This window comes from Shinella sp. WSC3-e (genome assembly GCF_945994535.1).
Classification (GTDB): domain Bacteria; phylum Pseudomonadota; class Alphaproteobacteria; order Rhizobiales; family Rhizobiaceae; genus Shinella; species Shinella yambaruensis.
In genome coordinates this window covers 2,576,467-2,602,581 of record NZ_OZ000530.1, presented here as the reverse complement: position 1 = coordinate 2,602,581, position 26,115 = coordinate 2,576,467, and the positions used below count along the sequence as shown (strand labels likewise).

The 26,115-nt window shown below is 66.2% G+C and carries 23 protein-coding genes and 1 pseudogene; 15 read left to right on the top strand and 9 right to left on the bottom strand.

The genetic code is table 11. The features are described from left to right. The first annotated feature begins 5 nt into the window (after positions 1–5). Genes AABF56_RS12855 through AABF56_RS12830 form a run of 6 tightly spaced genes read left to right on the top strand, consistent with a single transcriptional unit; the run spans position 6 to position 6,612 of the window. Positions 6–914, top strand: a complete 909-nt coding sequence (locus AABF56_RS12855; RefSeq protein ID WP_272807504.1) for an ABC transporter permease — start codon at positions 6–8, stop codon at positions 912–914. Further along, entirely contained in the window at positions 914–2,737 is a 1,824-nt protein-coding gene (locus AABF56_RS12850) for a dipeptide ABC transporter ATP-binding protein (protein ID WP_272806207.1), read from the top strand. The genes AABF56_RS12855 and AABF56_RS12850 overlap by 1 nt, the downstream gene beginning before the upstream one ends. Continuing rightward, positions 2,727–3,485, top strand: coding sequence for a DeoR/GlpR family DNA-binding transcription regulator (locus AABF56_RS12845; RefSeq protein ID WP_245082040.1), 759 nt, complete (start codon positions 2,727–2,729; stop codon positions 3,483–3,485). Before AABF56_RS12850 ends, AABF56_RS12845 begins: the two co-directional genes overlap by 11 nt. Further along, on the top strand, positions 3,478–4,746 hold the full coding sequence (locus AABF56_RS12840) for a Zn-dependent hydrolase (RefSeq protein ID WP_272806206.1): 1,269 nt from the start codon (positions 3,478–3,480) through the stop codon (positions 4,744–4,746). Before AABF56_RS12845 ends, AABF56_RS12840 begins: the two co-directional genes overlap by 8 nt. Continuing rightward, on the top strand, positions 4,733–5,662 hold the full coding sequence (locus AABF56_RS12835) for a phosphotransferase (RefSeq protein WP_272806205.1): 930 nt from the start codon (positions 4,733–4,735) through the stop codon (positions 5,660–5,662). Before AABF56_RS12840 ends, AABF56_RS12835 begins: the two co-directional genes overlap by 14 nt. Positions 5,663–5,673: 11 nt before the next feature. Further along, positions 5,674–6,612, top strand: coding sequence for a choline/ethanolamine kinase family protein (locus AABF56_RS12830; protein ID WP_272806204.1), 939 nt, complete (start codon positions 5,674–5,676; stop codon positions 6,610–6,612). Between the two features lie 48 nt (positions 6,613–6,660). Here AABF56_RS12830 and AABF56_RS12825 read toward each other — a convergent pair whose 3' ends face one another. The 4 genes from AABF56_RS12825 to AABF56_RS12810 form a co-directional block, all read right to left on the bottom strand. Next, on the bottom strand, positions 6,661–7,671 hold the full coding sequence (locus AABF56_RS12825) for a LacI family DNA-binding transcriptional regulator (protein ID WP_245082237.1): 1,011 nt from the start codon (positions 7,669–7,671) through the stop codon (positions 6,661–6,663). Between the two features lie 114 nt (positions 7,672–7,785). Continuing rightward, entirely contained in the window at positions 7,786–8,796 is a 1,011-nt protein-coding gene (locus AABF56_RS12820; RefSeq protein WP_272806203.1) for a zinc-dependent alcohol dehydrogenase family protein, read from the bottom strand. Positions 8,797–8,811: 15 nt separating this feature from the next. Next, positions 8,812–9,582 (bottom strand): L-iditol 2-dehydrogenase, encoded by a 771-nt coding sequence (locus AABF56_RS12815; protein WP_272806202.1) that lies wholly within the window; start codon positions 9,580–9,582, stop codon positions 8,812–8,814. 139 nt (positions 9,583–9,721) lie between these two features. Beyond that, on the bottom strand, positions 9,722–11,026 hold the full coding sequence (locus tag AABF56_RS12810; RefSeq protein WP_443021158.1) for an ABC transporter substrate-binding protein: 1,305 nt from the start codon (positions 11,024–11,026) through the stop codon (positions 9,722–9,724). Positions 11,027–11,361: 335 nt separating this feature from the next. Here AABF56_RS12810 and AABF56_RS12805 point away from each other — a divergent pair, with 335 nt between their 5' ends. The 5 genes from AABF56_RS12805 to AABF56_RS12785 all read left to right on the top strand — a co-directional run bounded on the left by AABF56_RS12805 (position 11,362) and on the right by AABF56_RS12785 (position 16,459). Further along, complete coding sequence (locus tag AABF56_RS12805) at positions 11,362–12,348, top strand: tagatose kinase (RefSeq protein WP_272806200.1); 987 nt, start codon at positions 11,362–11,364, stop codon at positions 12,346–12,348. Continuing rightward, positions 12,345–13,613 (top strand): D-tagatose-bisphosphate aldolase, class II, non-catalytic subunit, encoded by a 1,269-nt coding sequence (locus tag AABF56_RS12800; RefSeq protein ID WP_272806199.1) that lies wholly within the window; start codon positions 12,345–12,347, stop codon positions 13,611–13,613. The genes AABF56_RS12805 and AABF56_RS12800 overlap by 4 nt, the downstream gene beginning before the upstream one ends. Positions 13,614–13,668: 55 nt before the next feature. Then, positions 13,669–14,541: a carbohydrate ABC transporter permease gene (locus tag AABF56_RS12795; protein WP_272806198.1), complete on the top strand. Its 873-nt coding sequence runs from the start codon at positions 13,669–13,671 to the stop codon at positions 14,539–14,541. A gap of 68 nt (positions 14,542–14,609) precedes the next feature. After that, positions 14,610–15,434 (top strand): carbohydrate ABC transporter permease, encoded by an 825-nt coding sequence (locus AABF56_RS12790; protein WP_245083430.1) that lies wholly within the window; start codon positions 14,610–14,612, stop codon positions 15,432–15,434. Between the two features lie 23 nt (positions 15,435–15,457). Then, on the top strand, positions 15,458–16,459 hold the full coding sequence (locus tag AABF56_RS12785) for an ABC transporter ATP-binding protein (RefSeq protein WP_272806197.1): 1,002 nt from the start codon (positions 15,458–15,460) through the stop codon (positions 16,457–16,459). A 52-nt stretch (positions 16,460–16,511) separates the two neighbouring features. Here AABF56_RS12785 and AABF56_RS12780 read toward each other — a convergent pair whose 3' ends face one another. Together AABF56_RS12780 and AABF56_RS37765 are read right to left on the bottom strand one after the other, a co-directional pair. Continuing rightward, on the bottom strand, positions 16,512–17,111 hold the full coding sequence (locus AABF56_RS12780) for a DeoR/GlpR family DNA-binding transcription regulator (protein WP_245082617.1): 600 nt from the start codon (positions 17,109–17,111) through the stop codon (positions 16,512–16,514). A gap of 21 nt (positions 17,112–17,132) precedes the next feature. Next, positions 17,133–17,300 (bottom strand): annotated as a pseudogene (locus AABF56_RS37765) (DeoR family transcriptional regulator); the annotation flags it as partial. A 162-nt stretch (positions 17,301–17,462) separates the two neighbouring features. On the opposite strand from AABF56_RS37765, the gene AABF56_RS12775 reads away from it, so the two are divergent. From AABF56_RS12775 to AABF56_RS12760, 4 genes are all read left to right on the top strand, one after another. After that, the gene (locus AABF56_RS12775; RefSeq protein ID WP_272806196.1) at positions 17,463–18,272 is read left to right on the top strand and encodes an inositol monophosphatase family protein; all 810 of its coding nucleotides are present in this window, start codon (positions 17,463–17,465) and stop codon (positions 18,270–18,272) included. A 26-nt stretch (positions 18,273–18,298) separates the two neighbouring features. Continuing rightward, on the top strand, positions 18,299–19,366 hold the full coding sequence (locus AABF56_RS12770) for an ABC transporter ATP-binding protein (RefSeq protein WP_272806195.1): 1,068 nt from the start codon (positions 18,299–18,301) through the stop codon (positions 19,364–19,366). Continuing rightward, positions 19,363–21,006 carry an ABC transporter permease gene (locus tag AABF56_RS12765; RefSeq protein WP_272806194.1) on the top strand — a complete coding sequence of 548 codons (1,644 nt, stop codon included), beginning with the start codon at positions 19,363–19,365 and terminating at the stop codon, positions 21,004–21,006. The genes AABF56_RS12770 and AABF56_RS12765 overlap by 4 nt, the downstream gene beginning before the upstream one ends. A 101-nt stretch (positions 21,007–21,107) precedes the next feature. Further along, the gene (locus AABF56_RS12760; RefSeq protein ID WP_272806193.1) at positions 21,108–22,109 is read left to right on the top strand and encodes an ABC transporter substrate-binding protein; all 1,002 of its coding nucleotides are present in this window, start codon (positions 21,108–21,110) and stop codon (positions 22,107–22,109) included. A gap of 126 nt (positions 22,110–22,235) precedes the next feature. Here AABF56_RS12760 and AABF56_RS12755 read toward each other — a convergent pair whose 3' ends face one another. The 3 genes from AABF56_RS12755 to AABF56_RS12745 are packed head-to-tail and all read right to left on the bottom strand — an operon-like array spanning position 22,236 to position 26,113. Next, a complete protein-coding gene (locus AABF56_RS12755) occupies positions 22,236–23,243 on the bottom strand; it encodes a GlxA family transcriptional regulator (protein WP_272806192.1) in 1,008 nt (335 codons plus the stop codon). 27 nt (positions 23,244–23,270) lie between these two features. After that, positions 23,271–24,617, bottom strand: coding sequence for an NAD(P)/FAD-dependent oxidoreductase (locus AABF56_RS12750; RefSeq protein WP_272806191.1), 1,347 nt, complete (start codon positions 24,615–24,617; stop codon positions 23,271–23,273). After that, entirely contained in the window at positions 24,614–26,113 is a 1,500-nt protein-coding gene (locus tag AABF56_RS12745) for an aldehyde dehydrogenase (RefSeq protein WP_272806190.1), read from the bottom strand. Before AABF56_RS12745 ends, AABF56_RS12750 begins: the two co-directional genes overlap by 4 nt. Between the last annotated feature and the right edge of the window lie 2 nt (positions 26,114–26,115).

Here is a 26,115-nt window from a genome sequence, read left to right as displayed (position 1 = left end):
CCGATATCGCCCATGAGAATGTCGCCCCGCGCCCCGCGGCCAAACGGGGCGTCACGCCCACCCGGCGCATGCTCCAGATCGCCGCGGCGCGCACGGATTTCCGCATCGGCCTCGTCGGCTTTACCCTGCTCGTCGGCCTTGCGATCCTGCTGCCGCTGGTGAGCCCGGTCGATCCGATCAAGATCGCCTACGGTTCCAAGCTGCTGCCGCCGTTCCCGGCGGAGGGCTGGAAGTGGCCCTACCTGCTCGGCACGGACCAGCTCGGCCGCGACGTGCTGATGCGCTGTCTGGTGGGCCTGCGCTATTCGCTGCTGATCGGCATCACCACCGTCGTCCTGATGTTCGTCGTCGGCTGCAGCCTCGGGCTCTATGCCGGGTTTCGCGGCGGCTGGGTCGATGCCGTCATCATGCGGCTCACCGATGCGCAGCTTTCGATCCCGATGATCATCCTCGCCATCACCATTCTCGGCGTTTCCCGCCCGACGGTGCCGGCGATCATCCTCGTGCTGGGGCTTTCCGGCTGGCCGCTCTATGCCCGCGTCGCCCGCTCCGTGGCGCTCGGCGAGCGCAGCCGCGGCTATGTGCTCGGCGAGCGGGTGCTCGGGGCTTCGGACCTGCGCATCATGCTGCTCTTCGTCGCGCCGGTCGTTCTGCCGCCCATCGCCTTCGTCGCGGTGCTCGACATCGCCCGCATGATGATCTTCGAATCCATTCTCGGCTTTCTCGGCCTCGGCGTGCAGCCGCCGACCCCAACCTTCGGCAATGTCATCGCCGATGCGCGAAAATACCTTCTGAACGCCTGGTGGATCGCCACCATGCCCGGCGTCTTCATGCTGGTTTCGCTCACCTGCCTCAACCTGATGGGATCGGCGCTGGAGCGCGCGCGCAATGCCGTGCTGCGGGGAGAAGCGTGATGGCCGGTCCCATTCTCGCCGTCTCCAATCTCAGCGTCGATCTCGAGCGTGAAGGGCGCAGCCGGCGCGTCGTCGACGATGTCAGCTTCGCCCTGGCACCCGGCGAAGTGCTCGGCCTCGTCGGCGAGGCCGGCTCCGGCAAGTCGGTGCTTGCCCGTGCGCTGGTGCGCGCCGTCTCCACGCCCTTGGAGATAACCGCCGGCAAGGTCGTCTTCGAGGGCAAGGACATCCTGTCGCTGCCGCCGCGCGCGCTCTCCGCCATCCGCGGCAACCGCATCGGTTTCATCGGCGCCAATCCCATGGGGTCGCTCGATCCCCGTCTGCCGATCGGCCAGCAGATCGTCGAGAAGCTGCGCTGCGTGCGGCCCGGGATCGGCCGGGCCGAGGCGCGCGACAAGGTGCTCGACCTGCTCGCCCGCGTGCGCATCCCTTCGCCGGGCGCCCGTTTCCACGAGGCGCCGTTCCAGTTCTCCGGCGGCATGATGCAGCGGGTGATGATCGTCGACGCGCTTGTTTCCGATCCGTCGCTGGTCATCGCCGACAACATCACCCAGCCGCTCGACGTGACGGTGGCCGCGCAGATCATCCGTCTCATCGACGGGCTGCGGCAAAGCCTCGATACCGCTTTCCTCTTCATCTCGTCGTCGCTGCCGGTGGTGGCGCAGATCGCCGAGCGCACGCTCGTCATGCAGCGCGGCCGCATCGTGGAGGAGGGGCGCACGGCGGAGCTCGCCGCACGTCCCCGCCAGTCCTATACGCGTGCCCTCATCTCGCGCATCCCCTCGATCTGGAAGGATGTGACGGCCCCGGCGGCGCAGGAAGGCGAGGCGGTGCTGACCGTCGACAACGTCATGCGCTCCTACCTCGTGCGCCGGCGAGGCTCCTTCAACGCCTATAACGAGGTGAAGGCGGTGCGCGACGTCTCCTTCACCGTGAAGGCCGGCGAGAATTTCGGCATCGTGGGCGAAAGCGGCTGCGGCAAATCCACCTTGACCCGCCTCCTCGCCTGGCTGGAGCAGCCGGACGGCGGCCGCATCGCCTTCCTCGGCAAGGACCTTTCGCACCTTTCCGCCCGCTCGCTGACGGAAATGCGCCGGTCCTTCCAGCTGCTTCTGCAGGACCCCTACGGTTCGCTGCCGTCAGGCATGCCGCTCCAGCGCATGATCGAGGAGCCTTTGCTCATTCACGGCATCGGCCGGGCGGAGGCGGGGAAACGGGCGCAGGAGGCGATGGCCGAGGTGGGGCTCGACATGGAGCTTGCCGACCGGCTGCCGGTGGGTCTGAGCGCCGGCCAGCGCCAGCGCATCAACATCGCCCGCGCGCTGGTGCTGAAGCCGCGCCTCCTCATCCTCGACGAGACGCTGTCGGCGCTCGACCAGGTGGAGCAGGCCGAGCTTCTGGACCTCTTCAACCGGCTTCAGGCAACACACGGATTTTCCTATGTGTTCATTTCGCACGACCTCGCGCTCGTGCGCCGGATGTGCCACCGTATCGCCGTCATGTATCTCGGGCGCATCGTGGAACTGGCAGACAACAGCACGCTTTTCGAACAGCCGCACCACCCCTATACCCGGGCGCTGCTGAGCGCCATGCCGACGCTGGAGGACAACCGTTTTCCGCGCCCGCGCTACCTGCTCGACGGCGAGCCGCCAAGCCCGATCGATCTGCCGCTCGGCTGTTCGTTCCGCTCGCGCTGCCCGCGCGCGCAAGGCGACTGCGCGAAAACCGACCCGCCGCTGCTGGCTCTTGCCGGCGGCAACTACGCCGCCTGCCTGCACCGGCACGCGGCGCCGCATGAGGAGGAAGCCGTTCATGTCGAGTGAGATCCGCAAGGAGGTCATCCTGGAGCGCCTGGACCGCGATCAGCGCGTCAGCGTGCTCGAGCTTTCGGCCGAATTCGGCGTTTCCGGCGAAACGATCCGGCGCGACCTCAAGGATCTGGAGGCCGAGGGCGCCGTGCGGCGCGTGCATGGCGGCGCCATTCCGGCGGGCCGCACCGCCGACACGCCGATCACCGAGCGCATCAAGCTGAATGCGCTGGAGAAGGACGAGGTCGCAGGCCTTGCGCGCGATCTCATCGTCGACGACTGCGTCATCTTCCTCGACACCGGCACGACGACGCTGGCGCTCGCCCGCCGGCTCGTCGGGTTCAAGAAACTCAGGCTCTACACCAACTCCCTGCGCATCGCGCAGGCGGCCTGCGAACATTTCGGCGTTCAGGTGCTGATGACGCCCGGGCACCTGCGCCCGGTGGAGCAGGATCTCGTCGGCTACGACACGATCGCCTATATCCAGCAGTTCCATTTCGACATGGTGTTCATGGGCGCGGCCGCCGTGAATGCCGGTTACGGCTTCATGGACTTCGAGGAGGACGAGGCGCGCATCCGCCAGGTACTGCTGAAGCAGACGTCGCGAAGCGTGATGCTTGCCGATCACTCCAAGTTCGGCAAGGTCGGCAATGTCATCACCGCGCCCTTCGGCCGGGTTCATACGCTGGTGACGGACCGCCGCCCTCCGCCCGCTCTCGTCACGGCTGTCCAGGCCGAGGGACTGGAGATCATCCATGGATAGCGCAGCGGCTATGGCCGGCTCCGATCTGGCGACGATTTTCGACCGGATGTCCGCGATCGGCGCGCGTCCCGGGGCTGGGATCACGCGGCTGGCGGCGAGCGCCGAGGATGGCGCGGCGCGCCGCCTCTTTGCCGACTGGATGTCGAGGGGCGGCGCCCGCATCGCGCAGGATGCGATCGGCAACCAGTTCGCCTGTTTCGACTGGGCGGGTGAGGGGGCTTCCTGGGTCTTCGCCGGGTCGCATCTCGACACCCAGCCGCGCGGCGGCCGCTTCGACGGAACGCTCGGCGTGCTCGCGGCCGGCTGCGCGGCACTCGATCTCGATGCGGAAATCCGTGCTGGCAGCTTTCGTCCAAGCCGCAATCTCGCCGTCGTCAACTGGACGAACGAGGAGGGTGCGCGCTACCAGCCGAGCCTCACCGGCAGCGGCGTCTTTTCGGGTGCCCTGCCGCTGGACGATGCGCTTGCTCTCCAGGACGGGGCCGGCATTGCGCTCCGCGACGCCCTCGACGCGATCGGCGTGGCCTGCGAAACCGGAAGCGTTCCGCCTCGCCCCGAAGCCTATGTCGAATTGCATGTCGAGCAGGGCCGGGTCCTGACGGAGGCCGAGCGGCGGATCGGCGTCGTCGAGGGGACCTGGGCGGCTCGCAAGATCACTGCGGCCTGGATCGGCCGCGCCGCCCACACGGGACCGACACCCATGGCGGACCGGCGCGATGCGCTTCTCGCCGCCGCGCGGGGCATTACGGCCTTCGAGGCCATTGTCGCCGCGCATCATCCCCACCTCCATCGCTCGGCTGCGCGCCTCGTCATCGAGCCGAATTCGCCGAACGTCGTGGTCGAGCGCGCGACGGTCTGGTTCGAACTGCGCGGTATCGACGTCGCCGAACTCGACATCGCTGGCCGGGCGGTGATCGCGGCCTTCGAAAAGGCGGCGCGCGAAACCGGCACACGGCTGGAGATTGCCGCCGATGGGCTGCGCGCGCCCGCCAGCATGGACGACCGTCTGGCGGCGCTTGCCGGCGACATGGCGCGCGCCTGCGGTTTCGAGCCCCTGGCCATGCGCTCGGTCGCCGGGCACGACGCCGTCGCATTGCAAAATGCCGGCATTCCCTCGGCCCTGATCTTCATTCCGAGCGTCGACGGCATCGCGCACCATCCCGACGAACTGACCCATCCGGAGGATATGAAGGCGGGTCTCAAGGTTCTGACAGCACTGTTGCGACGGCTTGCCGAGGGAGGATTTCATGCAGAACGATGAGGCGATCCTGCCCGCACTCGCAGCCGTCGGCCTGTCTGGCGCGGTGCTTTCTCCGCCGGTCGGGGGCGTTGTTTCTCCCATTCACCGGGCCGTCGAGAACATCTGCCTTTTCGCCACGGCGCCCGGCCGGCCGCCGGTCTTCCTCAAGCACCGTCACGACGACATGGCCGATTTCATCGCGCTGGACCGCGTTGCGGAGGCCAGCCGCAAGGCGGGAGAGCTCGGTATCGCGCCCCGGCTGCTGCATGCTGATCCCGCACGCGGTGTCCTCGTCTTCGAGGCGCTGGGCGAGGAATGGGCATGGGGCCGTGCGAATGTGCTTCGCCGTCCCGCGGTGCTCGAAAACCTGCTTGCCGCCAAGCGCCGCTTCCAGGAGGCTGCACCGCTCGCCGAAGACCGCAGCGTGTTCGATCTCGTCGCCGCCTATCGAAGGCTTGCCGAAGCGCCCGGCGTGATCCTGCCCGCGCCGGTGCGGACCGTTGCAGCGGCCGTCGAGCGGATTGGCGCGGCGATCGCGGCGGCCGGCGTCGATCTCGTCGCCTGCCATGCCGATGGCGCGTCTTCGAACGTGATGGTCGGGCCGCAAGACGCTGTCCGGCTGGTCGATTTCGAATGGGCGCGACAGGCGGACCCCGCCCATGATCTTGGAACCGTGCTTGCCGAACTGCTTCCCTTCGATGGCGAGGCGCTGCTGGCGATCGAGATCGCGACCGGAAAGCCGGATGGGCAGACCCTTGCCCGCGCACGCCTCTATGGCGCGGCGGACGATCTGATGTGGGCGCTATGGGGCTTCGTCAGTGCGGCGCGCTCGCCGCGAAAGCACGTCGAGTTCTTCAAATATGCCGAATGGCGGCTGCTCAGGGCGCGGACCGTGATCGAGGGGCCGCGCTTCGAAACGTGGCTGAAACAGGTCTGAGGGAGGGGTGGATGCGACGCAGCCTGGGTGAAGGCGTATCTCCGGCGGAGCGGGCGATCGAGGCCGCCATTCTCGCCGTCGCGGATTGGCGGGAGCGGCCGGTTTCCTACGAGCCGGTGCCCGGCGGCATCAGCAATCCGAACTGGCGGGTGCATGTCGATGGCGCGCCGCACAGCTTCTTCGTCAAGATCCCGGGCGAAGGCACGGAGATGTTCATCGACCGCCGAACGGCGAACGAGGCCGGCCGCAAGGCGCATGCCGCCGGCGTCGGCGCGCGCATCATCGATTTCTTCCCCGAGACCGGCGTGGAGGTCAGCGAGTTCGTCGAGGGGCTGCGCACATCCACCAATGCCGACTTTCTCGATCCGGTCGTGCGCTTCAACGGCCTGCGCGCCCTGAAGGCTTTCAACGACAGCACGCCGCTCTCCCAGCGCAAGACGACCTTCGACATGATCGACGAGCATTTCGAGCAGGCCCTGGCGCTGGGCGGCGAGTTTCCCGGCGATTTCGGCTGGCTCAATGCGCGCTACCGCGAGGCGCGGCAGGCGCTGGAAGCGTCCGGCCTCGATCTCGCCCCCTGCATGAACGATACGCTCGCCGGGAATTTCCTGCTCCATGCCGACCAGCGGGTCATGCTCGTCGATTTCGAATATGCCTCGACCAACGACCGGGCGGCCGAACTTGCCCTGTGGTTCAGCGAAATGTGCTTCTCGCCGGAGGTGGAGGCGGAAATGATCGAGGAATATTACGGCCGCCTCGATCCGGCTCTCCTGGCGCGGGTCTCTTTGTTCAAGGCGCTGGTCGATCTGAAATGGTCGACCTGGGCGATGGTGCAGAACCGGATCTCCCGCCTCGATTTCGATTTCTTCAAATACGGCTTCTGGAAGCACATGCGGGCGCGCTTCGTGATGAGCGATCCGCGTTGGGCGGAATGGTTGAAGGCCGTTTGAGGAAGGCTAGGCGATGTGCTGCCGCCGTTTCGAGTCCGTTCAAGGGCTTTAGGCCGAATGCCGCAGCATCAGTTCCGACTTCAGCAAGATCTGCTCCTTGCCCAATGCAGGGTGGTCCGCTTCGTCAAGTTTGTGCAGCAGGAGCTGGATCGCGAGCCGGCCGATCTCGTCGTAGTTCTGGGCGACGGTGGTGAGCGGGGGGCAGGCGTATTGGGAGAGGGGATGGTCGTCGTGGCCGGCGATGCGCAGGTCATAGTCGGCGCCGTGGCCGACCTTCAGGCCCTTTTGCCAGGCGGCGGCGATGACGCCGAAAGCGAGGCGGTCGTTGGCGCACAGGATGGTGCGGCTCTTGAGCGCGGCCGGCTTTTCGAGCAGGCGGCTCGCTTCCTCGAAGGCGAAGCGTTCGAAATCCCAGCTCGCGGCTTCCGAGACCGGCAGGACATGCGGCTCCATGCCGAGGCGCGCCATGGCTTCGAGATAGGCGGTCTCGCGGGTGAGCGCGTTGGTATTGACATGCGGCATGCCCAGATAGCAGGGCGGCTCGCCGGAGCGGCAGAGGTAGTCGACGATGAGGCCGAAGCTCTGGCGGTTGTCCGTGCCGACGAAGGCGGAGGTCTCGTCGAGCGGGGAGTCGACATAGACGAGGGGGATGGACTGGCCGAGCTGCTCCAGCGTCTTCGGCCGCGCGGCCGATCCGAGCGGAGCTATGATGGCGCCGGCGACGTTCATCGACTTGAACGTCTTGATCGCGTTGTCCTCGATATCGGCGCGGCCATCCGCCGAAAGCACGAAGGCGTGGAAGCCGGCCTCGTTGGCGATGAGCTCGATGCGCCGCGTCAGCGCCATGTAGAAGGGGTCGATCGAGGTCGGCACGACGATGCCGATGATGTTGCTGCGACGGCGGTTGAGGTTGACGGCGAAGATGTTCGGCCGGAAGCCGGACTTTTTCAGCGCCTCCTCGATGGCGTCCCGCGTCTTCTTGCGAACGGAGGAGGGGTCGTTGAAATATTTCGACACCGTGGGCCGGGACAGGCCGACGAACTCGGAAAAATCCTCCATTGTTCTGATCGACTTGGCCAAGCGGTGCTCCTGCGGTTCCGGTGTTCGCCTTCTTAGCCGGCCTCATTTCGCGGGAAAAGCCGAAATCGAGGCCGGCTATCGGCGGTTCGGTGATCAGTCGGCGGCGAACTGCACCTTCATCGTCGCGGGGTCCGTCGGCTTCCTCGTGAAGAAGGGCAGAACCTCTTCCAGCGCCAGCCGATGCGATACGAGCCGCGCCATCCCGCCGTCATCCTTCTTCAGGATATCGAGCGCATCGGGAATGTTGCGGTTCAGCGAATGGGAACCGGCAAGCCTCAGCTGGCGGCGGAAGATCTCGAAGGGCGCCACGGAGATGCGGGCATCCGGGGCGCAGACGCCGAAGACAAGCGCCGTGCCGCCGTCGGCGAGAAGATCGATCATGCCTTCGACGACGCTGGCAATGCCCGTGGCGTCGGCGACGAAGTCGTAGCTTCGCCGTTTGGCTGCAAGCTCGGCGGAGCCGGAGACGATGCCGCCGAGGCCGAGACCGACGGCGAAGGCGAGCCGGCTCTCGTTGATATCGGCGACCGTCACGGTCTCGACGCCCTCCGCTCTCAGCGACAGCGCAAGGAGCAGCCCGATCGGCCCGGCGCCGATGACGAGCGCGTCCTTCGGCAGCGGTGCGCCGCCGCGTATGCCCGCGCTGTTGAGGCCGTTCACCACGCAGGCGAGCGGCTCGGCAAGGGCCGCGACGGAAAAAGGCAGGTCGCCGATGCCGTGCAACTGGTCGGCGCGCACGATGCTGTATTCGGCAAAGCCGCCATTGTGCGAAACGCCATAGGCCTTCAGGTCGCGGCAGAGGTTCGTCAGGCCCTTGCGGCAGGCGGGGCAGGTGCCGCAGGGCAGGTTCGGATCGACGGCGACGCGCGCGCCGACCTGGAGGCCGGTGACGTCAGCGGCGACGGCCTCCACGATGCCGGCATATTCATGGCCCGGCACGAGCGGAAAGGCGCCGTCGCCGTAGCGGGCATGCAGCACGTCGATATCCGTGTGGCAGAGGCCGGCCGCCTTGACCTTGACGAGGGCATGGCCGGCCGGAACATCGCCGACCCCGAGATCGGCGAGCCTTGCCTCGCCCTTGGCGGTGAACTGGATCGCTTTCATGCGGTTCGCCATGGCTCAGCTCATCCAGTTGCCGCCGTCGACATTGTATGTCTGGGCGAGAATGTAGTCGCTGTCGCTGGAGGCGAGGAAGACGGCGAGGCCCTTGATGTCGTCGGGCGTGGCGAAGCGGCCGATCGGCACGGATTTCGCCACGGCAGCCTTCTTCTCGCCGGGCTTCAGGCCTTCCCATTCGGCGAATTTGGCGTCGACGATGTCCCAGTGTTCGCCATCCACCACCCCGGGGGCGATCGCATTGACGTTGATGCCGTATTTGACGAGGGCGAGCGCTGCCGACTGGGTTGCCGAAATGATCGCGGCCTTGGAGGCGCAGTAGAGCGTCACCAGCGCCTCGCCGCGCCGGCCGGCCTGGCTCGCCATGTTGATGATCTTGCCGCCGCGCCCGCGGGCGATCATCACGTTGGCGACGGCCTTCATGGTGAAGAGCGGGCCTTTCAAGTTGACGTCGAAGACACGGTCGTAGCTCTCCTCGGTGATCGCCTGGATCGGCGCCATGTCGAAGATCGCGGCATTGTTGACGAGGATGTCGATGCCGCCGAAATCGGCGTCGATCTTGCCGACGACCGCATCGATGTCCTGAAGGTTGGTGACGTCGATCCTGATGGCTGTCGCGGCCGGGCCGATCGCCGCCGCCGCTTCCTCGGCGCGGGCGAGATTGATGTCGGCGATGACGACCTTGGCGCCCTCGGCCACGAAGGCTTCGGCAAAGCCGAGGCCGATGCCGCGTGCGCCGCCGGTGATGAGCGCGACCTTGTCCTTGAGTTTCATGTCTCTTCTCCATGCGTTGCGGGGCAAAGCCGGTGCCGCGAAATGCGTTCGTTGGAAATGTTCGTCGTGCGGGAAACCCGGCACCGGAGTGCCGGGTCCTCCTGGGAGGGCCTGCGGGCCAAACCCGCAGGCGGGAGCCTTACTTGATGTAGCCGGCGCGGGTCATGTCGCGCTCGACCTGGACCTGGGCGGCATCGAGTGCCGCATCGACCGTCTGCTGGCCGGCAAGGGCCGCGCTGACCTGCTGGCCGACGAAGGTGCCGATCGCCTGGAACTCCGGAATGGCGACGAACTGCACGCCGGTATAGGGCACCGGATCCTTGGTGGGCTTCGACGGGTCGGCCGAGAGGATGGCCTGAAGCACGGTTTCCGCGAAGGGGGCCGCCTTCTGGTACTCCGGCAGCGCGTAGGTCGACTTGCGCGTGCCGGGCGGCACGGCGACCCAGCCTTCGCTCTCGCCGACCAGCTTCACATAGTCCTTGGAGGTCGCCCATTTGAGGAACGACTTGGCGACTTCGGCCTTCTGCGTGGTCGCTGGAATGGCAAGGTTCCATGACCAGGACCAGCTCGATCCGTTCGCTGTCTCGGCGATCGGCGCGCGCGTGAAGGCGATCTTGTCGGCGACCTGGCTCTGCTTGGGGTCGTAGACGCGGCCGGCGGCCGACGTCGCGTCGATCCACATGGCGCAGTGGCCCGTCGCAAAGAGCGTCTGGTTCTCGTTGAAGCCGTTGGCGGTGGCCCCCTGCGGGCCGTAGTCCGAAAGCAGCGCGACATAGTCGGTGATCGCCTTCTTCCACGGCTCGGAATTGAGCTGAGGCTTCCAATCCATGTCGAACCAGCGGCCGCCATAGGCGTTCACCATGGTGCCGACAAACGCCATGTTCTCGCCCCAGCCCGGCTTGCCGCGCAGGCAGATGCCATATTGCTGCTTGGACTTGTCGGTCAGCTTGGCGGCGAATTCCTTGATCTGTTCGTAGGTCGGCTGTTCCGGCATGGTAAGGCCGGCGGCATCGAACAGGTCCTTGCGGTAAAGCGTGAACGAGCTTTCCGTATAGAAGGGGACGGCATAGAGCTTGCCGTCGACCGTCAGGCCCGCCTTGATCGGCTCCAGCAGGTCCGCATAGTCGTAGTCATCGCCGAGGTCGTCGACCGGCGCCAGCCAGCCCTGCCTGCCCCAGATCGGCGCCTCGTAGCCGCCGATGGTCATGATGTCGAACTGGCCGCCCCTGGTGGCGATGTCGGTGGTCACGCGCTCGCGCAGCACGTTCTCCTCGAGCACGATCCAGTTGATCTTGTTTCCGGTTTCCTTTTCCCAGGCGCCGGAAAGCTTCTGCATGATGATCATGTCGCCGTTGTTCACGGTGGCGATGCTGATTTCCTCGGCCTGTGCGAGGCCGGTCAGCAATCCAAGGCCGATGGCGGACGACGATAGAATGCGGGTCATGTTCCTCATGGGTCCGTTCCTCCTTTACGGATGTTTACGCATAAAATGCCATGCGTAAAGTTTTTATGTGGTGAAACAGCCATTGTTGTCAAGCGACAAATTTTGCGATTGCGATGGTGCAATGGCGAGGATTTCCGGTAATGCGCTGTAATAAAAGGGAATTAATATGAAGCTGCAGATTTTCTCTCCAGCCTTCTTGAGGAGTTGCAATCGAATTTCACATAAATAAATTTACGTACGTAAAAAATTGTTGACTTTTGCAGGGCCGATCCGCTATCACCAATGGGAAATGATCGCGGTATGCTTTCGGGCTCCGTCGCAGGGAGGGTGCATTGATGAGAGTGAGCGCAGTGGCGCCGGAAGGCCTGGGGCCGACGGTGACGGTCGGTGAGATCCTGGTGGAGATCATGGCGACGACGGTCGGGGCGGGGTTCCTTGCGCCGCAGCCGCTCGTCGGGCCGTTTGCGAGCGGCGCGCCGGCGATCTTCATCGATCAGGTGGCGCGGTTCGGCGGTGCGGCGGGCATTGTGGCGGCGGTCGGCGCCGATGACTTCGGCACGCTCAACGTGGAGCGGCTGCGCGCCGATGGCGTCGACGTGTCGGCCATCGCGGTCATTCCCGGCAAGCCGACCGGCAGTGCCTTCGTGCGCTATCGGGCGGATGGCTCGCGGGATTTCGTCTACAATATCGCCCATTCCGCGGCCGGCGACACGACGATGACGAACGCGGCGCGCGCGCTCATCGCCCGTGCCGGCCATGTCCACGTCATGGGGTCCGCTTTCGCAATCCGCGGCATCGGCGACCTCCTTCTCGAGGCGGTCGCTTCGGTCAGGGCGCGAGGCGGCTCGGTCTCCTTCGATCCGAACATCCGCAAGGAGCTGGCGCAGGACGGCGAGGGCCGCAAGCTCGTCGATGACATGCTGGCTGTCACCGATCTCCTGCTGCCCTCCGGAGACGAATTGCTCGTCGCGGCCGGCGAGGCGACGGAAGAGGCCGCGGTGGAACGCCTGCTCGGCCTCGGCATCGGCGAGGTCGTGCTGAAGCGCGGCAGCGCCGGTTCCAGCCATTTCAGCCGGGATTCCGGCCGTATCGATTGCCCGGCTTTTGCCGTGGAGGAGATCGATCCGACGGGCGCGGGCGACTGTTTCGGAGCCACCTATCTCACCGGCCGCCGCGCTGGCCTTCTGCCCGCTCACGCGCTGCTTTACGCCAATGCCGCCGGGGCGTGCGCGGTCAACCGGCAGGGGCCGATGGAAGGCGTGTCCAGCCGGCAGGCGCTCGATCAATTCATTGCGGCTGCCGGCCGGGAGGCGGGGGCATGAGCCGCTTCCTCACGGGCCTGGCCGCGGCCCGCCGCGCGGGCCGTCCCTATGGCATCGCCTCTGTCTGCTCCGCGCACCCGACCGTGCTGCGTGCCGCGTTGCGCCGGGCGGCGAAGGGCGAGGGGCCGGTGCTGATCGAAGCGACCTGCAACCAGGTCAACCAGTTCGGCGGCTATACCGGCATGACGCCCGCCGATTTCATCGCTTTCGTAGAAGTGATTGCCGCCGAGGAAGGCGTTGCGCGGGACAAGATCATCTTCGGTGGTGATCATCTCGGGCCCAATCCCTGGCGCAGGGGGCAGGCTTCGGTCGCGCTCGAAAAAGCGGCCGGCATGGTGGAGGCCTATGTCGCGGCCGGCTTCACGAAAATCCATCTCGACGCCTCGATGGGCTGCGCCGGCGAGCCGGCCGCCCTGGACGACCGTACCGTTGCCGAACGTGCCGCGGCTCTTTGCGCCGTCGCGGAGGAAACCGCCCGGCGCGGGAACCTGCCCGCTCCCGTCTATATCCTCGGCACGGAGGTGCCTGTGCCCGGCGGTGCCGACCATGCGCTGGCGACGGTCGAGCCGACCGCGCCCGACGCTGCGCGGGAGACGATCGCCGTGCACCGTGCCGCTTTCGGTAAGGCAGGGCTTTCCGATGCCTTCGCGCGGGTCATCGCCTTCGTCGTGCAGCCCGGCGTGGAGTTCGGCAGCGACAATGTCGTCGCCTACGATCCGCCGCGCGCCGCGGCCCTCAGCACCCTGCTCGACGAGGAGCCGGCGCTGGTCTTCGAGGCGCATTCCACCGATTACCAGACGGAAGAGGCGTTGGCCGCGCTGGTCGGCGATGGTTTTCCCATCCTGAAGGTCGGGCCGGGCCTCACCTTTGCCTACCGCGAGGCGCTCTATGCGCTCGATCTCGTCGCCTCGGACATCGTGCCCGGCTATGGCGACCGACCGCTGGCGCGGGCGATGGAAGCCTTGATGGTCGATGTGCCCGGGTCCTGGAGCGGCTATTACCACGGCGATGAGACTGCGCTCAGGATCCAGCGCCATTTCAGCTACAGCGACCGCATCCGCTACTACTGGACGCGGCCGGAGGCGGAGGCCGCCGTTGCGGCCCTGCTGTCGGCGCTTTCCGGCGTTCGCATTCCCGAAACGGTGCTGCACCAGTATCTGCCCACGATCGTGCCACAGGAGGCCGATCGCGCGGAAGACATCCTGATCGCCGCGGTGGATCGCGTTCTGGCGATCTATGACGGCGCGGCCGCCAATCGGCCGTGACGGAGAAAAGCGCGCGGCAGGAAGAGGCCGCCGCGTGAGGAATGGGAGGAATTTCATGGCGACGGAGAACACGCGTGGTTTGGCGCGGTTGATGTTGGCGCCCTCAGTCGGGCTGCTTCTGGTGTGGATGATCGTTCCGCTGGCGATGACGCTGTGGTTCTCGTTCCAGAACTACAACCTGTTGAACCCGGCCAATGTCAGCTGGGCGGGGCTGTTCAACTATCAGTATTTCTACACCGACCCGGCCTTCTTCCAGTCGATCTGGAACACGCTCCTGATCGTCGGCGGGGTGCTGCTGATCACCGTCGTCGGCGGCATCGCGATTGCGCTGCTGCTCGACCAGCCGATGTGGGGCCAGGGCATCGTGCGCATCATGATCATCTCGCCCTTCTTCGTCATGCCGCCGGTGGCCGCGCTGGTGTGGAAGAACATGATCATGCATCCGGGCTACGGCGTGCTGGCGGACATCAACCGCGCCGTCGGCCTGCAGCCGGTCGACTGGTTCGCGCAGTATCCGCTGTTCTCGATCATCATCATCGTCGCCTGGCAATGGCTGCCGTTCGCCACCCTCATCCTCTTGACCGCGCTGCAATCGCTCGACGGCGAGCAGAAGGAGGCGGCGGAGATGGACGGGGCCGGCTTCGTCTCCCGCTTCGTCTACCTGACGCTGCCGCATCTTTCCCGCTCGATCACCGTCGTCATCCTGATCCAGACGATCTTCCTGCTCGGCGTCTATGCGGAGATCCTCGTCACCACCAACGGCGGGCCGGGCTATGCCTCGACCAACCTGCCGTTCCTGATCTACCGCACGGCGCTGCTCGGCTACGACGTCGGCGGCGCCTCGGCCGGCGGCATCATCGCCGTCATCCTCGCCAACATCGTCGCCTTCTTCCTGATGCGCGCCGTCGGCAAGAACCTGGACAAGTAGTTTACCGCCGTTCCGGACGGAACACCGCTCCGCACGGTCCCGGAACAGCCTTTAGGGAGGACAAGACCATGGCCAGAGCCGTCTCGACAAGACGAACCGCCGTCTTCACCATCGCCGCCTGGATCATCGCGCTGATCCTCTTCTTCCCGATCCTCTATACGATCATCACCTCGTTCAAGTCCGAGACCGAGGCGATCCAGGGCTTCGACATCCTGCCGTCGGGCACGGTGGAGAGCTACGCGGCCGTGCAGGCGCAGAGCAACTACTTCAAGTTCTTCCTGAACTCGGTGATCATCTCGGTCGGCTCGACGCTGCTGGCGCTCTTGATCGCCGTGCCGGCGGCCTGGTCGATGGCCTTCTCGCCGACGAGAAGGACCAAGGACATCCTGATGTGGATGCTGTCGACCAAGATGATGCCGGCCGTCGCCGTGCTGGTGCCGATCTACCTGATCTTCCGCGACACGGGCCTGCTCGACAGCCGCGTGGGGCTCACCGTCATGCTGACGCTGATCAACCTGCCGATCGTCATCTGGATGCTCTACACCTATTTCCGCGAGATCCCCGGCGAGATCCTGGAGGCCGCGCGCATGGACGGGGCGTCGCTGTGGGGCGAGATCGTCTACGTGCTGACCCCGATGGCGGTGCCGGGCATTGCGTCCACCATGCTGCTCAACATCATCCTCGCCTGGAACGAGGCCTTCTGGACGATCCGGCTGACGACGACGAACGCCGCGCCGCTGACCGCCTTCATCGCCTCGTTCTCCAGCCCGCAGGGTCTGTTCTGGGCCAAGCTCTCGGCGGCCTCGACGCTCGCCATCGCCCCGATCCTGATCATGGGCTGGTTCAGCCAGAAACAGCTTGTCCGCGGCCTCACCTTCGGCGCCGTGAAGTAACGAAACAGACGGGAGGGACCATCATGGGCAAGATCATCCTTAAAAAGGTCAACAAGAGCTTTGGCGCCACGCAGGTCATTCCGGGCATCGACCTGACGATCGAGGACGGCGAGTTCGTCGTCTTCGTCGGCCCGTCGGGCTGCGGCAAGTCCACGCTGCTGCGCCTCATCGCGGGCCTGGAGGACACGACGAGCGGCACGATCGAGATCGACGGCAAGGACGTGACATCGGCCGCGCCCGCCAGGCGCGGGCTCGCCATGGTGTTCCAGTCCTATGCGCTCTATCCGCACATGACGGTGAAGAACAACATCGCCTTCCCCCTGAAGATGGCCAAGACCGATCCGGCCGTCATCGAGAAGAAGGTGGCGGAAGCGGCGCGCGTCTTGAACCTGACCAACTATCTCGAACGCCGCCCGGGCCAGCTGTCCGGCGGCCAGCGCCAGCGCGTGGCGATCGGCCGGGCGATCGTGCGCGAGCCCTCGGCCTTCCTGTTCGACGAGCCGCTCTCCAACCTCGACGCGGCGCTGCGCGGCACGATGCGGCTGGAGATCTCCGAGCTGCACCACCAGCTGAAGACGACGATGATCTACGTCACCCACGACCAGGTGGAGGCGATGACCATGGCCGACAAGATCGTCGTGCTGAACGCCGGCAACATCGAGCAGGTCGGCTCGCCGCTCGATCTCTACAACAAGCCGGACAACCTGTTCGTCGCCGGCTTCATCGGCTCGCCGCGCATGAACTTCGTCAAGGGCGAGGCGGCCAGGCCCTGGAACGCCCCGACCGTCGGCATAAGGCCGGAGCATATCCGCCTGTCCAAGGAGGGCGGCACCTGGAAGGGCGTCGTCGGCGTCGCCGAGCATCTCGGCTCCGACACCTTCCTGCACGTCAATGCCGAGGCCATCGGCATGGTCACCGTGCGCGCCGGCGGCGACTTCCCCGTAACACACGGCGACACCGTCTTCCTAACGCCAGACGAAACGCGAATCCATCGCTTCGACCAAAACGGGAACGCCAGCCGATGAAACGGCTGCGCGGCTTGCTCGCTCAGAGGCCGAGGGCGTGGCGCTGCCGTGATCAGCCCTCGGCAACGACGAGTTCGGCGACGGTGCTCTCGAGCGCGGCGAAGCCGGGACGCTCGCGTGCCTTGGAATCGACGACCACGTAGTCGATCTCGCCCGTCGGGCAGACACATTTCCGGCTGGTCACGCCGATTTTCGCATGATCGGCAAGAATGGTGATCTTGGCCGCCTGGCGCGCCATCGCCTCCGCGATCTCGGCTCCGTGAAGCTGATAATAGGTCGCGCCGGAGGCGGCATCGATGCCGAGCGGCGAGAGCAGGGCCATGTCCGCATGATAGCTGTAGATATCGGCAACCGTGGCGCCGCCCCAGGTTTCCAGCGGATCGCGCTTGACCGGTCCGCGCAGGAGCTGCACGCGGATGCCGTTCTCCTGGCTGTTCGGCACCTGTGCAAGTCGCGTGGCCGCCTCCAGGGAGTTGGTGACGACCGTGAGATCCGTGAGGCCGGTCGGGCCCGCCAGGACCTCCGCCATGATCGTCGTCGTCGAGCCGGCGTCCAGGAAGATGGTCTGGTGGCTTTTCAATAGCCGGAGCGCGGCGACGCAGAGCGCGCGCTTTTCATGCAGCCGCTGCGTGATGCGGACGCTGAACTCCATATCCTCGGTTTCGACCGGAACCGCGCCGCCGCGGATGCGACGCAATATTCCAGATTGTTCCATATCGATCAGATCGCGCCGTACAGTTTGACGCGAAACGCCAAAACTCTCTACGATTCGATCGATCGAAACCTGGCCGAACGATGTCAGCATAGCCCGGATCTTCTGGTGTCGTTCCTCTTGCCACATGGTTTTTTCCCGTTGCTGCGCAGACCTGTCGTTTTGTCCATTATCCTCCTTCGTTCATCGCACGCAAATTACAGATTGACGCATTTGCTACATTATGCAACATTCCCCGCTAGAAGAGCGAATGAACGTTCGCGGTGTGGAAAATCGGGAGAAGGAGCCAGGATGTCGACGGGCGGGAATACATTGAACGATGCGGCGCTCGACCGCTTGGCAGCCTTTGCCGGGGTTCTCGCCGACGAAAGCCGGCGGATGCTTCTCGACGTGATGGGGCAGCAGCGCGCCATCGAGATGAAGCCCGACCGCAGCTTCGTGACCGATATGGACCTGGCGATCGAGCGGCGGCTGCGCGAGCTGATCACCGAGGCCTATCCCGACCATGGCGTAATCGGCGAGGAGCAGGGCGGCGCATCGGTCGATTCCGAGTTCGTCTGGGTGCTCGATCCGATCGACGGCACGGCGCCGTTCATCGCCGGCATGCCGGTCTTCGGCACGCTGATCGCGCTGATGCACAATGGCCGTCCCGTCATCGGCATCATCGACCAACCGTCGGGCGGCAATCGCTGGGTCGGCGTCGAAGGGCGGCAGACGCTTTTGAACGGCGCGCCCTGCAGGACGCGCGGCTGCCCCGACCTCGGCAGCGCGATGCTCTCCGTCTGCAATCCGGATTTCTTCCATCTTTCCGAGCACCCGGCGCTCAACGCGCTGCGCGAGGCGACGGCCTGGCGCATCTATGGCGGCGCGTGCCTCAGCTTCGGCCTGCTCGCCTCCGGCCGGACCGACGTGCACATCGACACCCAGTTCAAGATCCACGACCTTGCGCCCTATACGCCGATCATCGCGGGTGCGGGCGGTGTCGTCACCGATTGGGACGGAAAGCCGATCACGCTTGAAAGCGGCCCTCGTATCCTGGCCGCCGGCGATCCGGCCCGCCACCGCGATGCGCTGGCGCTCGTTCAGGCCGCGATGGGCTGACGGACGGAAAAGGGGAGGAGGACGAGATGGGAATCAAGATTGAGAACCTCGGTGTGACCTACGGAAATCACCGGGTCATCGAGGGGCTGTCGCTGGCGATCGAGCCCGGCTCGTTCTTCACGCTGCTCGGCCCGTCCGGTTGCGGCAAGACCACGCTCCTGCGTACCATAGCCGGCTTCATCGACGCTTCCGCCGGGAGGATACTGTTCGGCGGGTCGGATGTGACGCGGCTTCCCGCCCATCGTCGCAACATCGGCATGGTCTTTCAGGATTACGCGCTGTTTCCCGACAAGACCGTCAACGACAACGTCGCCTATGGCCTGCGCGCCCGCGGCGAGGAGGGCGCCACGATGCGGCGCAAGATCGGCGAGGCGCTGGAGCGGGTCGGCCTCGGCCATCTTGGCGAGCGCCATCCGGCGGCCCTTTCCGGCGGCCAGCGCCAGCGCGTGGCGCTTGCCCGCGCGCTGGTCATCCAGCCGCAGGTGCTGCTGATGGACGAGCCGCTGTCGAACCTCGACGCCAAGCTGCGCCTGCAGGTGCGCGGCACGATCACCGAACTGCAGCGCGAGGCCGGCATCACCACCGTCTTCGTCACCCACGACCAGGAGGAGGCGCTCGCCATGTCCGACCGGATCGGCGTGATGAAGAGCGGGAAGCTGGAGCAGGTCGGCACGCCGTCGCAGATCTACCGCGAATCCGTCAGTGCCTATGTTGCCGATTTCGTCGGCGCGGCGAACACGATCGAGATCGACGCGCCGGCCGGAACCGCGGGGCAAGGCACCGCCAGCATCCGCCTTGCCGGCCATGCCATGGCGGCGCGTGTTCCCGCACCGCTCACCGGGCCGAAGGCGATGTTCGTCGCGCGGCCGGAGGATATTTCGCTCGCCCCGCGCGGCGAGGGCGGCGGCAACCGCGTGGCGGGCACCGTCACCGGCCGGCAATATCTCGGCGGCAAGACCAGCTATGTGGTCGAGATCGGCGAGGGCATCACTCTTGCCGTCGAGACCCATGGCGACGGCCACGACCGCCACGTGCCGGGCGCGGCCGTCGACCTCGGCTTCGATCCGCAAAAGACCCTGGTGCTGGCATCATGAGCGGCGCGTCCGGAACCCGCGCGGTCTGGTGGTGGCTGTCGCTTGCCATGCTCGTCGTCATGGCCGTCTTCCTGCTCTATCCGCTGCTCAACATCCTGACCGGCAGCTTCGGCAGCGGCGGGCGCAACGGCTGGGCGCAGCTCCTTGCCGACACGACCTATCTGGAGGCGATCGGCAACACGCTCATCCTCGCCACCGCGGTGACGCTGCTGTCGGTCCTCATCGGCGTGCCGCTCGCCTATCTCGCCTCGCGCTACAGCTTCCCGGGCAAATCGGCGCTTGCCCTGCTGCCGCTGATCACGCTGGTCCTCCCGGAGGTCATCACGGCGCAGACCTGGCTGATGCTGCTCGGCAACAACGGGGTAATCACCCGCGCGCTGCGCGCCTATGACATCGCGCTGCCGAGCTTCTACGGCTGGAACGGGCTGATCGTCTCGCTGACCTTCACCTACTACGCCTATGTCTATATCAGCACGCTCGCCGCCGTGCGCGGCTTCGACGTGCAGCTCGAGGAGGCCGCGCAAAGCCTCGGCACCTCGCCGGTCAAGTCGCGCCTCAAGGTTCTGGTGCCGGTCATCCTGCCCTCGGTCATGGCCGGCGCGCTCCTGGTCTTCACCATGGTCATGGGCAATTTCGGCACCTCGTCGATCCTCGGCGGACCGGTCAAGCTGCTCTCGGTCATGACGTACCAGGCGGCCGTCGCCGAAGGCGGCAGCGACCCGGTCATGCAGAGCACGCTGGCGAGCGTCGCCGTCGGCCTCATCGTCATCGTGCTGTTCTGCCAGCGCTGGATCCTGTCACGCGGCCGCTATCAGGTGGTACAGGGCCGCAGCGCCCGGCCGGTTCCGCTCGCCGGCGGGCAGGCCCTGCTGCTCGGCGGGGCGGCGGGGGCGGTGGTCGTCATCTCGCTGATGCCGCTCGTCATGCTGGTCGCCGGCGCCTTCACCCAGGCCCGCGGCCCGGTCATGGCCTGGGGCGAATGGACCTTCGCCAATTTCGAGCGCCTGCTTCTCACCAATCCCGCGCCGATCCTCAACACGCTTCTCTATGCCGGCACGGCAACGGTCATCGGCATGATGGCAAGCACCATCATCAGCTACATGATCGTCAAGAAGCGCAACACCTTCACGCCGCTGCTCGACTATCTCGGCACCTTGCCGCTGGCCCTTTCGGGCACCGCGATCGGCATCGGCCTCGCCATGTCCTTCAACGGCGGCTGGCTGCCGCTGACGGGGACCGGCGCGATCATCGTGCTCGCCTATGTCATCCGCCGCCTGCCGTTCGCCATGCGCAACGCCTCCTCGACGCTCTACAACATCCCCGATTCCATCGAGGAGGCGTCGATCAGCCTCGGCGTGCCGCCGGTGCCGAGCTTCTTCAAGGTGGTGCTGCCGCTGATGCTGCCGGCCATCGCCTCGGCCATGGTGCTGACCTGGGCTGTCACGGTCTCCGAACTCTCGACGTCGATCATCGTCTATTCCGGCGGCCGCGAGACCATGCCGATCCAGATCTACAAGCTGATCGACAGCAACCTGATGGCCTCGGCCTCGGCGATGGGCGTGCTGCTTCTGGCGGTGATCCTCATCCCGATCGTCATCGCGACGAAGGTGTTCAAGGTGGAGCTGTTCTCGTCTGGCTGAGCCGCGGCCCCGCGCCCGCATACCCGAATTCATGCGCCCGTGGACGACTGCCCCGCGGCCGGAGCCAACCCTAAAGGCAGCCAGAAAGAGGATGGAACGACATGACCTTCACGATTTCCCGACGCGGCGTGCTTGCCGGCCTTGCAGCGGCGATGCTGCCGAAAATCGCCTTCTCCCAGTCGGCCTCCGGCACGGTCGTCGTCTATACGCCCAATCCGGCGCAGGTGGTGGACGCCGTCACCGAGGGCCTGCGCCAGATCGAGCCGGGCATCTCGCTCAGCACCATCACCGGCGGCAGCGGGCAGCTTCTGCGGCGTATCGAGGCCGAGGCGGCCAGCCCGCAGGCCGACGTGTTCTGGAGCTCGAGCGAGAACACGCTCGGTGCCTTCCGCCAGCTGTTCGAGCCCTACCGCTCGAAGGAACTGTCGGCGATCCCCGAGACGCTGCACCAGAAGGAAGACCTGTGGAGCGCGACGATCACCCATGTCGTGGTCGCCATGGTCAACGGCAATCTCCTCGGCGATATCCCGGCGCCGAAGCGCTGGGAGGATTTCCTCGATCCGAAGTGGAAGGGCAAGGTGGCGATCGCCGACCCGAACAACAGCTCGACCGCCTATACGATCCTCTGGGGCATCGAGCAGCTGATGGGCAAGGAATTCTTGGAGAAACTCGCCGGCAACGTGCTGGTCAACAGCTCCGCCTCGTCGATCCTGCGTGGCGTGGCACAGGGCGAGTTCGTCGCCGGCCTTACCTTCGAGGCGAACGCCTATGCCTATGTCGCCGGCGGCCAGGCAGAGATCGCGCTGGTCTATCCGGAGGAAGGCACCTTCACCTCGCCGGAATTCATGGCCCTCATCAAGGGCGCGCCGAATGCCGATCTCGGCCGCCGCACCATGGATGCCCTGCTTTCCAAGGACATGCAGATCGCGCTGCTCGAAAACACCTTCCGCCGCCCGAGCCGCAGCGACATCGTGGTGAGCGACCATGTGGACCTGCCGGCCCTCGACAAGATCAAGATCTTCGCAACCAACGAGGCCGAAGCCGCCGCCGGGCGCAGCGATTTCCTGGCCCGCTGGCAGGGATATGTGCAGGGCGCGAAGTAAAAGCGAACTGGAATGATCAGGATGTCCGCGTACTAGCCCTACCCGGACGGCCGGGCGAGGTCGGTCTTGGACCGCCTCGCCCGGCTTTTTTGGTGTTTTGGCCGGGGCGGGCGCAAAAGCACAGGCTCAGCCGACCTGACCCGCCTTCCGCATGCCGTCGAGGCGCCGCGCCTCCGTCGGGCTGATGCCGAAATGCGCGCGGAAGCGGATGGAGAAGTGCGAAGGCCCGGAAAAGCCGGTGGCGAGCGCGATGTCGATCAGCGGCCGTTTCGGGTCCTCGGCCATCATGCGGCGGGCACTCTCCAGGCGCAGGCGCAGGTAGATGGCGCTGGGCGACGTGCCGAGGCATTCGAGAAAAAGCCGTTCCAGCTGGCGCCGCGAAAGGCCGATGAGCGTCGCAAGCGCGCTGACCGGCAGAATGTCCTCCAGATGCTGCTCCATCAGGCGGAGCGCCTGGTGCACGCGGCGGTCGCCGATCTCGATGCCGAGCGGTTTTCGCGCCTGGGCCTCGGTCGCTTCGCGCCGGTTGGAGATCTGCAGGATTTCCGTGGCGTTCCGTTCGGCGCTCTCGCCGACATGGCGCCGCACGAGCGCGGCGGCGAGGTCGGCCGAGGCGCTTCCCCCCGCGCATGTCGCAATCCTGCCGTCCAGATTGAAGATCTGCTCGCTCGTCGCGTTCAGATGCGGGAAGCGCTGCGTGAACGCCTTGTGGTGCAGCCAGCTGACACAGCTGGTGTGGTTCTTCAAGAGCCCGGCTTCGGCCAGGAGGAAGCTCCCCGTGCACAGGCCGACAAGGCCGACGCCGGCCTGTCCGGCCTTGCGGAGATAGGCGATCGCCGCGGCATCAAGCGGCTCCTCGACCTCGAGCAGGCCGCCGACAACGACGATATGGGTGTATTTGCGCGGATCGATCAGCTCGGTGGTAGACGCGACCTGCACCCCGCAGCTCGATGTCGCAAATCCGCGGGCATGCGAGAGCACGTCCCAGCTGCAACGGATCTTGCGCGAGCCGTCCTCGTCGTCGGCCGCCAGGCGCAAGGTATCGACGAAGAGCGCCATGGCCGACAGGGTGAAGCGCCTCGCAAGGATGAAGCCTATCCGCAAGGCCGGCGGGTTCTGGGCGGCTTTGGTCATCGGTGCGTTTCCTTCGCGGCGGCGGTGCTATTCCCGGCGCGCCTGCCATTCGCGCCATTTGAGATAGAGGTTCGCGCCGATCCCGGCGAAGGGCGGGGGGGCGAGCCTGGCCGGCTCTTCTTCGGCAAGGAAATGGGCCGAGATGTCCGAAGGCCTGCCGGCAACGAGGTCGGCCACGGCGATGCCCATCAGTGTGCTGCGGACCGTTCCAAGGCCGTTGCAGCCGCAGGCCGCGTAGAGGCCCGGCTCCAGCTCGCCCATCACGGAGACGCCGTTCCATGTCAGGCACAGATGCCCGGCCCAGCTGTATTCCATCGGCACGCCGGCAAGGGCGGGGAACCGGTCGGCGAACTTCTTGCGGTGGGTGCGGGCCGTGCGGGCGAGGGCGGCTTCGGACGGCACCATGCCGGGCAGGAATGTGGCGCAGGTGCGCGTGACGATGCGGTTGCCGCCCTGCGCGGTATCGATGCGGCGCATGGTCGTGCCCATCGGGTCGGAGGGCGTGATGCCCCAGCGCGGCTGGCCGCCGAGCCTGGCCAGCGTGCTGCGGTCGAGGTCCGCGGTCATCGAGGCGTAGAGGAAGATATGCATCAGCCGGCCGCGCTTGAAGCCGAAGCTTTCGAGATGGCCGTTGTTGGCAAGGATGACCCTGGCGGCGGAGACCGTGCCGCGGGGCGTCGTCAGCGCCCAGCCTTGCCCGCTCCGGGCGATGCGCGCCACCGGGGACCCCTCGAAAACGCCGACGCCGGCCTTGCGCAGGCCGGCGCCGACGGCGCGGATGTAGCCGGCCGGCTGGATCATGACGGTGCCTGGCGTATAGAGGCCGGAGCGATAGTGCCGGCTGCCGGTCACCTCCAGCATGGCCGTCTCGTCGAGCATCTCGCTCGCTTCGCCGAGGTGCCTGAGATGGGTGGCGTAGCTGGCGTTCAGCGCATGGGCCTTGCTGCTCGCCGCGCCGTTTATCTTGCCGGCCGGATCGAAGAATGCCGGGTCGATGCCGTATTCCTCGACGGCCGAGCGGGCAAAGGCGATGGCCCTGCGGTTGAGCGCGATGGTCTTCTGGTCGGCGCTCATCTCCTTGCCGGAATAGTCCTCCGAGGAGACGTCGTGCGGCAGGTCGATCATGAAGCCGGAATTGCGGCCCGACGCGCCTTCCGCAAGCCGTCCCGCATCGAGGACGGCGATCCGGATTTTCGAGTCGATCTGGCGTAGCCGCCGTGCGGCGGAGAGGCCGGCAAAGCCGCTGCCGACAATGGCGACGTCGACGGCAAGGTCACCCTCGAGCCTTTCCGGTGGCGGCTGGTCGGGAAGGATCGCGCTCCAGGCTGCCGGCCCGCGATGGACCGGCAGCCTTTCGGCCGTAAGATTGATCAAGACACGGCCTCGTCGACGTCGTCGGTGAGGTCGATCCAGATCGTCTTGATGCGCGTGTACTGGTCATGCGCGTGGATGCCGTTGTCGCGGCCGCCGAAACCGGACGACTTGAAGCCGCCGAACGGCGTCGTGATGTCGCCTTCGCCGAAGCAGTTGACCGTCACCGTGCCGGCGCGGATGGCGCGTGCCCCGCGGATCGCCCGCTTGGCATTGGCGGTGTAGATCGAGGCGGCGAGGCCGTACTCGGTGTCGTTGGCAAGCGCGATCGCCTCGTCATAGCTCTCGACGGTCAGCACCGTGAGGACCGGGCCGAAGATTTCCTCGCGCACGACCTTGGCGTCGCGGTCGGCGACGTCGATGATCGTCGGCTCGACGAAACCGTCCCTGGCCTTGCCGCCGAGCACGATCTTCTGGCCCTTTTCGAGATAGGAGGCGACCTTCTCGAAATGTGCCTTGGAGACGAGCGCGCCGACGCGGCTTTCCGGGTCGAGCGGATCGCCCATCGGCCATTCCCGGGCATGCGCCACCATGCGCTTCAACAGTTCGTCCTTGATGCCGCGCTGGACGATCAGGCGCGAGGAGGCCGAGCAGTTCTCGCCCATGTTCCAGAAGGCGCCGTTGACGAGGTGGGCGGCGACGCGGTCGAGGTTCTCCGCATCGTCGAGCACCACGGCCGGGTTCTTGCCGCCCATTTCGAGGGTGACTTCCTTGAGGTTGGACTCGGCCGAATAGCGGGGGAAGCGGCGGCCGGTCTCGGTGGAGCCGGTGAAGGACACCATGTCGACGTCCATGTGCCTGCCGAGCGGTTCGCCCACATCGGCGCCGCCGCCGGGCAGCACGTTGAACACGCCGGCGGGGATGCCGGCCTCCATGGCGAGCTCCGCCACCCGCAGCGCCGTCAGCGGCGTTTCCTTGGCCGGCTTGACGATGACGGAGTTGCCCGCCGCCAGCGCCGGGCCGATCTTCCAGGCGAGCATGAGGAGCGGGAAGTTCCAGGGCAGCACGAGGCCGACCACGCCGACCGGCTCGCGCACCACCATGGCGATATGGTTGTCGGAGGCGGGCGAGACCTGGTCGTAGATCTTGTCGATGAGTTCGGCATGCCAGGTCAGGCAATGGATGGTTTCCGGAACGTCGACATTCTCGCAATCATAGATCGTCTTGCCGCTGTCGAGGCTTTCCAGCACCGCAAGCTCGCGGGCATTGCGCTTCAGGAGCCTGGTGAAGCGGAGGAGGATTTCCTTGCGCGCCGTCGGATGCAGACGCGACCAGCGGCCGTCCTCGAAGGCGTCTCGCGCCTTGGCGACGGCGAAGTCGACATCCTCCGGGCCGCAGGACGCGACCCTGGCCAGTACCGCGCCCGTCGCCGGATTGCTCGTTTCGAAGGTCTTGCCCGAGATCGCCGGCCGGAAGGCGCCGTCGATGAAGGCCTGGGTCGGGAAGTCGAGGCCGGCGGCAATCGCCTTGTATTCGTCGTGTGTCAGAAGATCGCCCATGT

Excerpts from the sequence above, each read along its gene's own strand:
- AABF56_RS12800 (WP_272806199.1), top strand. The coding sequence starts at position 12,345 with ATGAGCCGCTTCCTCACGGGCCTGGCCGCGGCCCGCCGCGCGGGCCGT.
- AABF56_RS12835 (WP_272806205.1), top strand. The coding sequence starts at position 4,733 with ATGCAGAACGATGAGGCGATCCTGCCCGCACTCGCAGCCGTCGGCCTG.
- AABF56_RS12745 (WP_272806190.1), bottom strand. The coding sequence starts at position 26,113 with ATGGGCGATCTTCTGACACACGACGAATACAAGGCGATTGCCGCCGGC.
- AABF56_RS12825 (WP_245082237.1), bottom strand. The coding sequence starts at position 7,671 with ATGGAGGATTTTTCCGAGTTCGTCGGCCTGTCCCGGCCCACGGTGTCG.
- AABF56_RS12805 (WP_272806200.1), top strand. The coding sequence starts at position 11,362 with ATGAGAGTGAGCGCAGTGGCGCCGGAAGGCCTGGGGCCGACGGTGACG.
- AABF56_RS12795 (WP_272806198.1), top strand. The coding sequence starts at position 13,669 with ATGGCGACGGAGAACACGCGTGGTTTGGCGCGGTTGATGTTGGCGCCC.
- AABF56_RS12755 (WP_272806192.1), bottom strand. The coding sequence starts at position 23,243 with ATGACCAAAGCCGCCCAGAACCCGCCGGCCTTGCGGATAGGCTTCATC.
- AABF56_RS12820 (WP_272806203.1), bottom strand. The coding sequence starts at position 8,796 with ATGAAAGCGATCCAGTTCACCGCCAAGGGCGAGGCAAGGCTCGCCGAT.
- AABF56_RS12815 (WP_272806202.1), bottom strand. The coding sequence starts at position 9,582 with ATGAAACTCAAGGACAAGGTCGCGCTCATCACCGGCGGCGCACGCGGC.
- AABF56_RS12840 (WP_272806206.1), top strand. The coding sequence starts at position 3,478 with ATGGATAGCGCAGCGGCTATGGCCGGCTCCGATCTGGCGACGATTTTC.
- AABF56_RS12760 (WP_272806193.1), top strand. The coding sequence starts at position 21,108 with ATGACCTTCACGATTTCCCGACGCGGCGTGCTTGCCGGCCTTGCAGCG.
- AABF56_RS12770 (WP_272806195.1), top strand. The coding sequence starts at position 18,299 with ATGGGAATCAAGATTGAGAACCTCGGTGTGACCTACGGAAATCACCGG.
- AABF56_RS12765 (WP_272806194.1), top strand. The coding sequence starts at position 19,363 with ATGAGCGGCGCGTCCGGAACCCGCGCGGTCTGGTGGTGGCTGTCGCTT.
- AABF56_RS12775 (WP_272806196.1), top strand. The coding sequence starts at position 17,463 with ATGTCGACGGGCGGGAATACATTGAACGATGCGGCGCTCGACCGCTTG.
- AABF56_RS12785 (WP_272806197.1), top strand. The coding sequence starts at position 15,458 with ATGGGCAAGATCATCCTTAAAAAGGTCAACAAGAGCTTTGGCGCCACG.
- AABF56_RS12845 (WP_245082040.1), top strand. The coding sequence starts at position 2,727 with ATGTCGAGTGAGATCCGCAAGGAGGTCATCCTGGAGCGCCTGGACCGC.
- AABF56_RS12790 (WP_245083430.1), top strand. The coding sequence starts at position 14,610 with ATGGCCAGAGCCGTCTCGACAAGACGAACCGCCGTCTTCACCATCGCC.
- AABF56_RS12830 (WP_272806204.1), top strand. The coding sequence starts at position 5,674 with ATGCGACGCAGCCTGGGTGAAGGCGTATCTCCGGCGGAGCGGGCGATC.
- AABF56_RS12780 (WP_245082617.1), bottom strand. The coding sequence starts at position 17,111 with ATGGAGTTCAGCGTCCGCATCACGCAGCGGCTGCATGAAAAGCGCGCG.
- AABF56_RS12850 (WP_272806207.1), top strand. The coding sequence starts at position 914 with ATGGCCGGTCCCATTCTCGCCGTCTCCAATCTCAGCGTCGATCTCGAG.
- AABF56_RS12810 (WP_443021158.1), bottom strand. The coding sequence starts at position 11,026 with ATGACCCGCATTCTATCGTCGTCCGCCATCGGCCTTGGATTGCTGACC.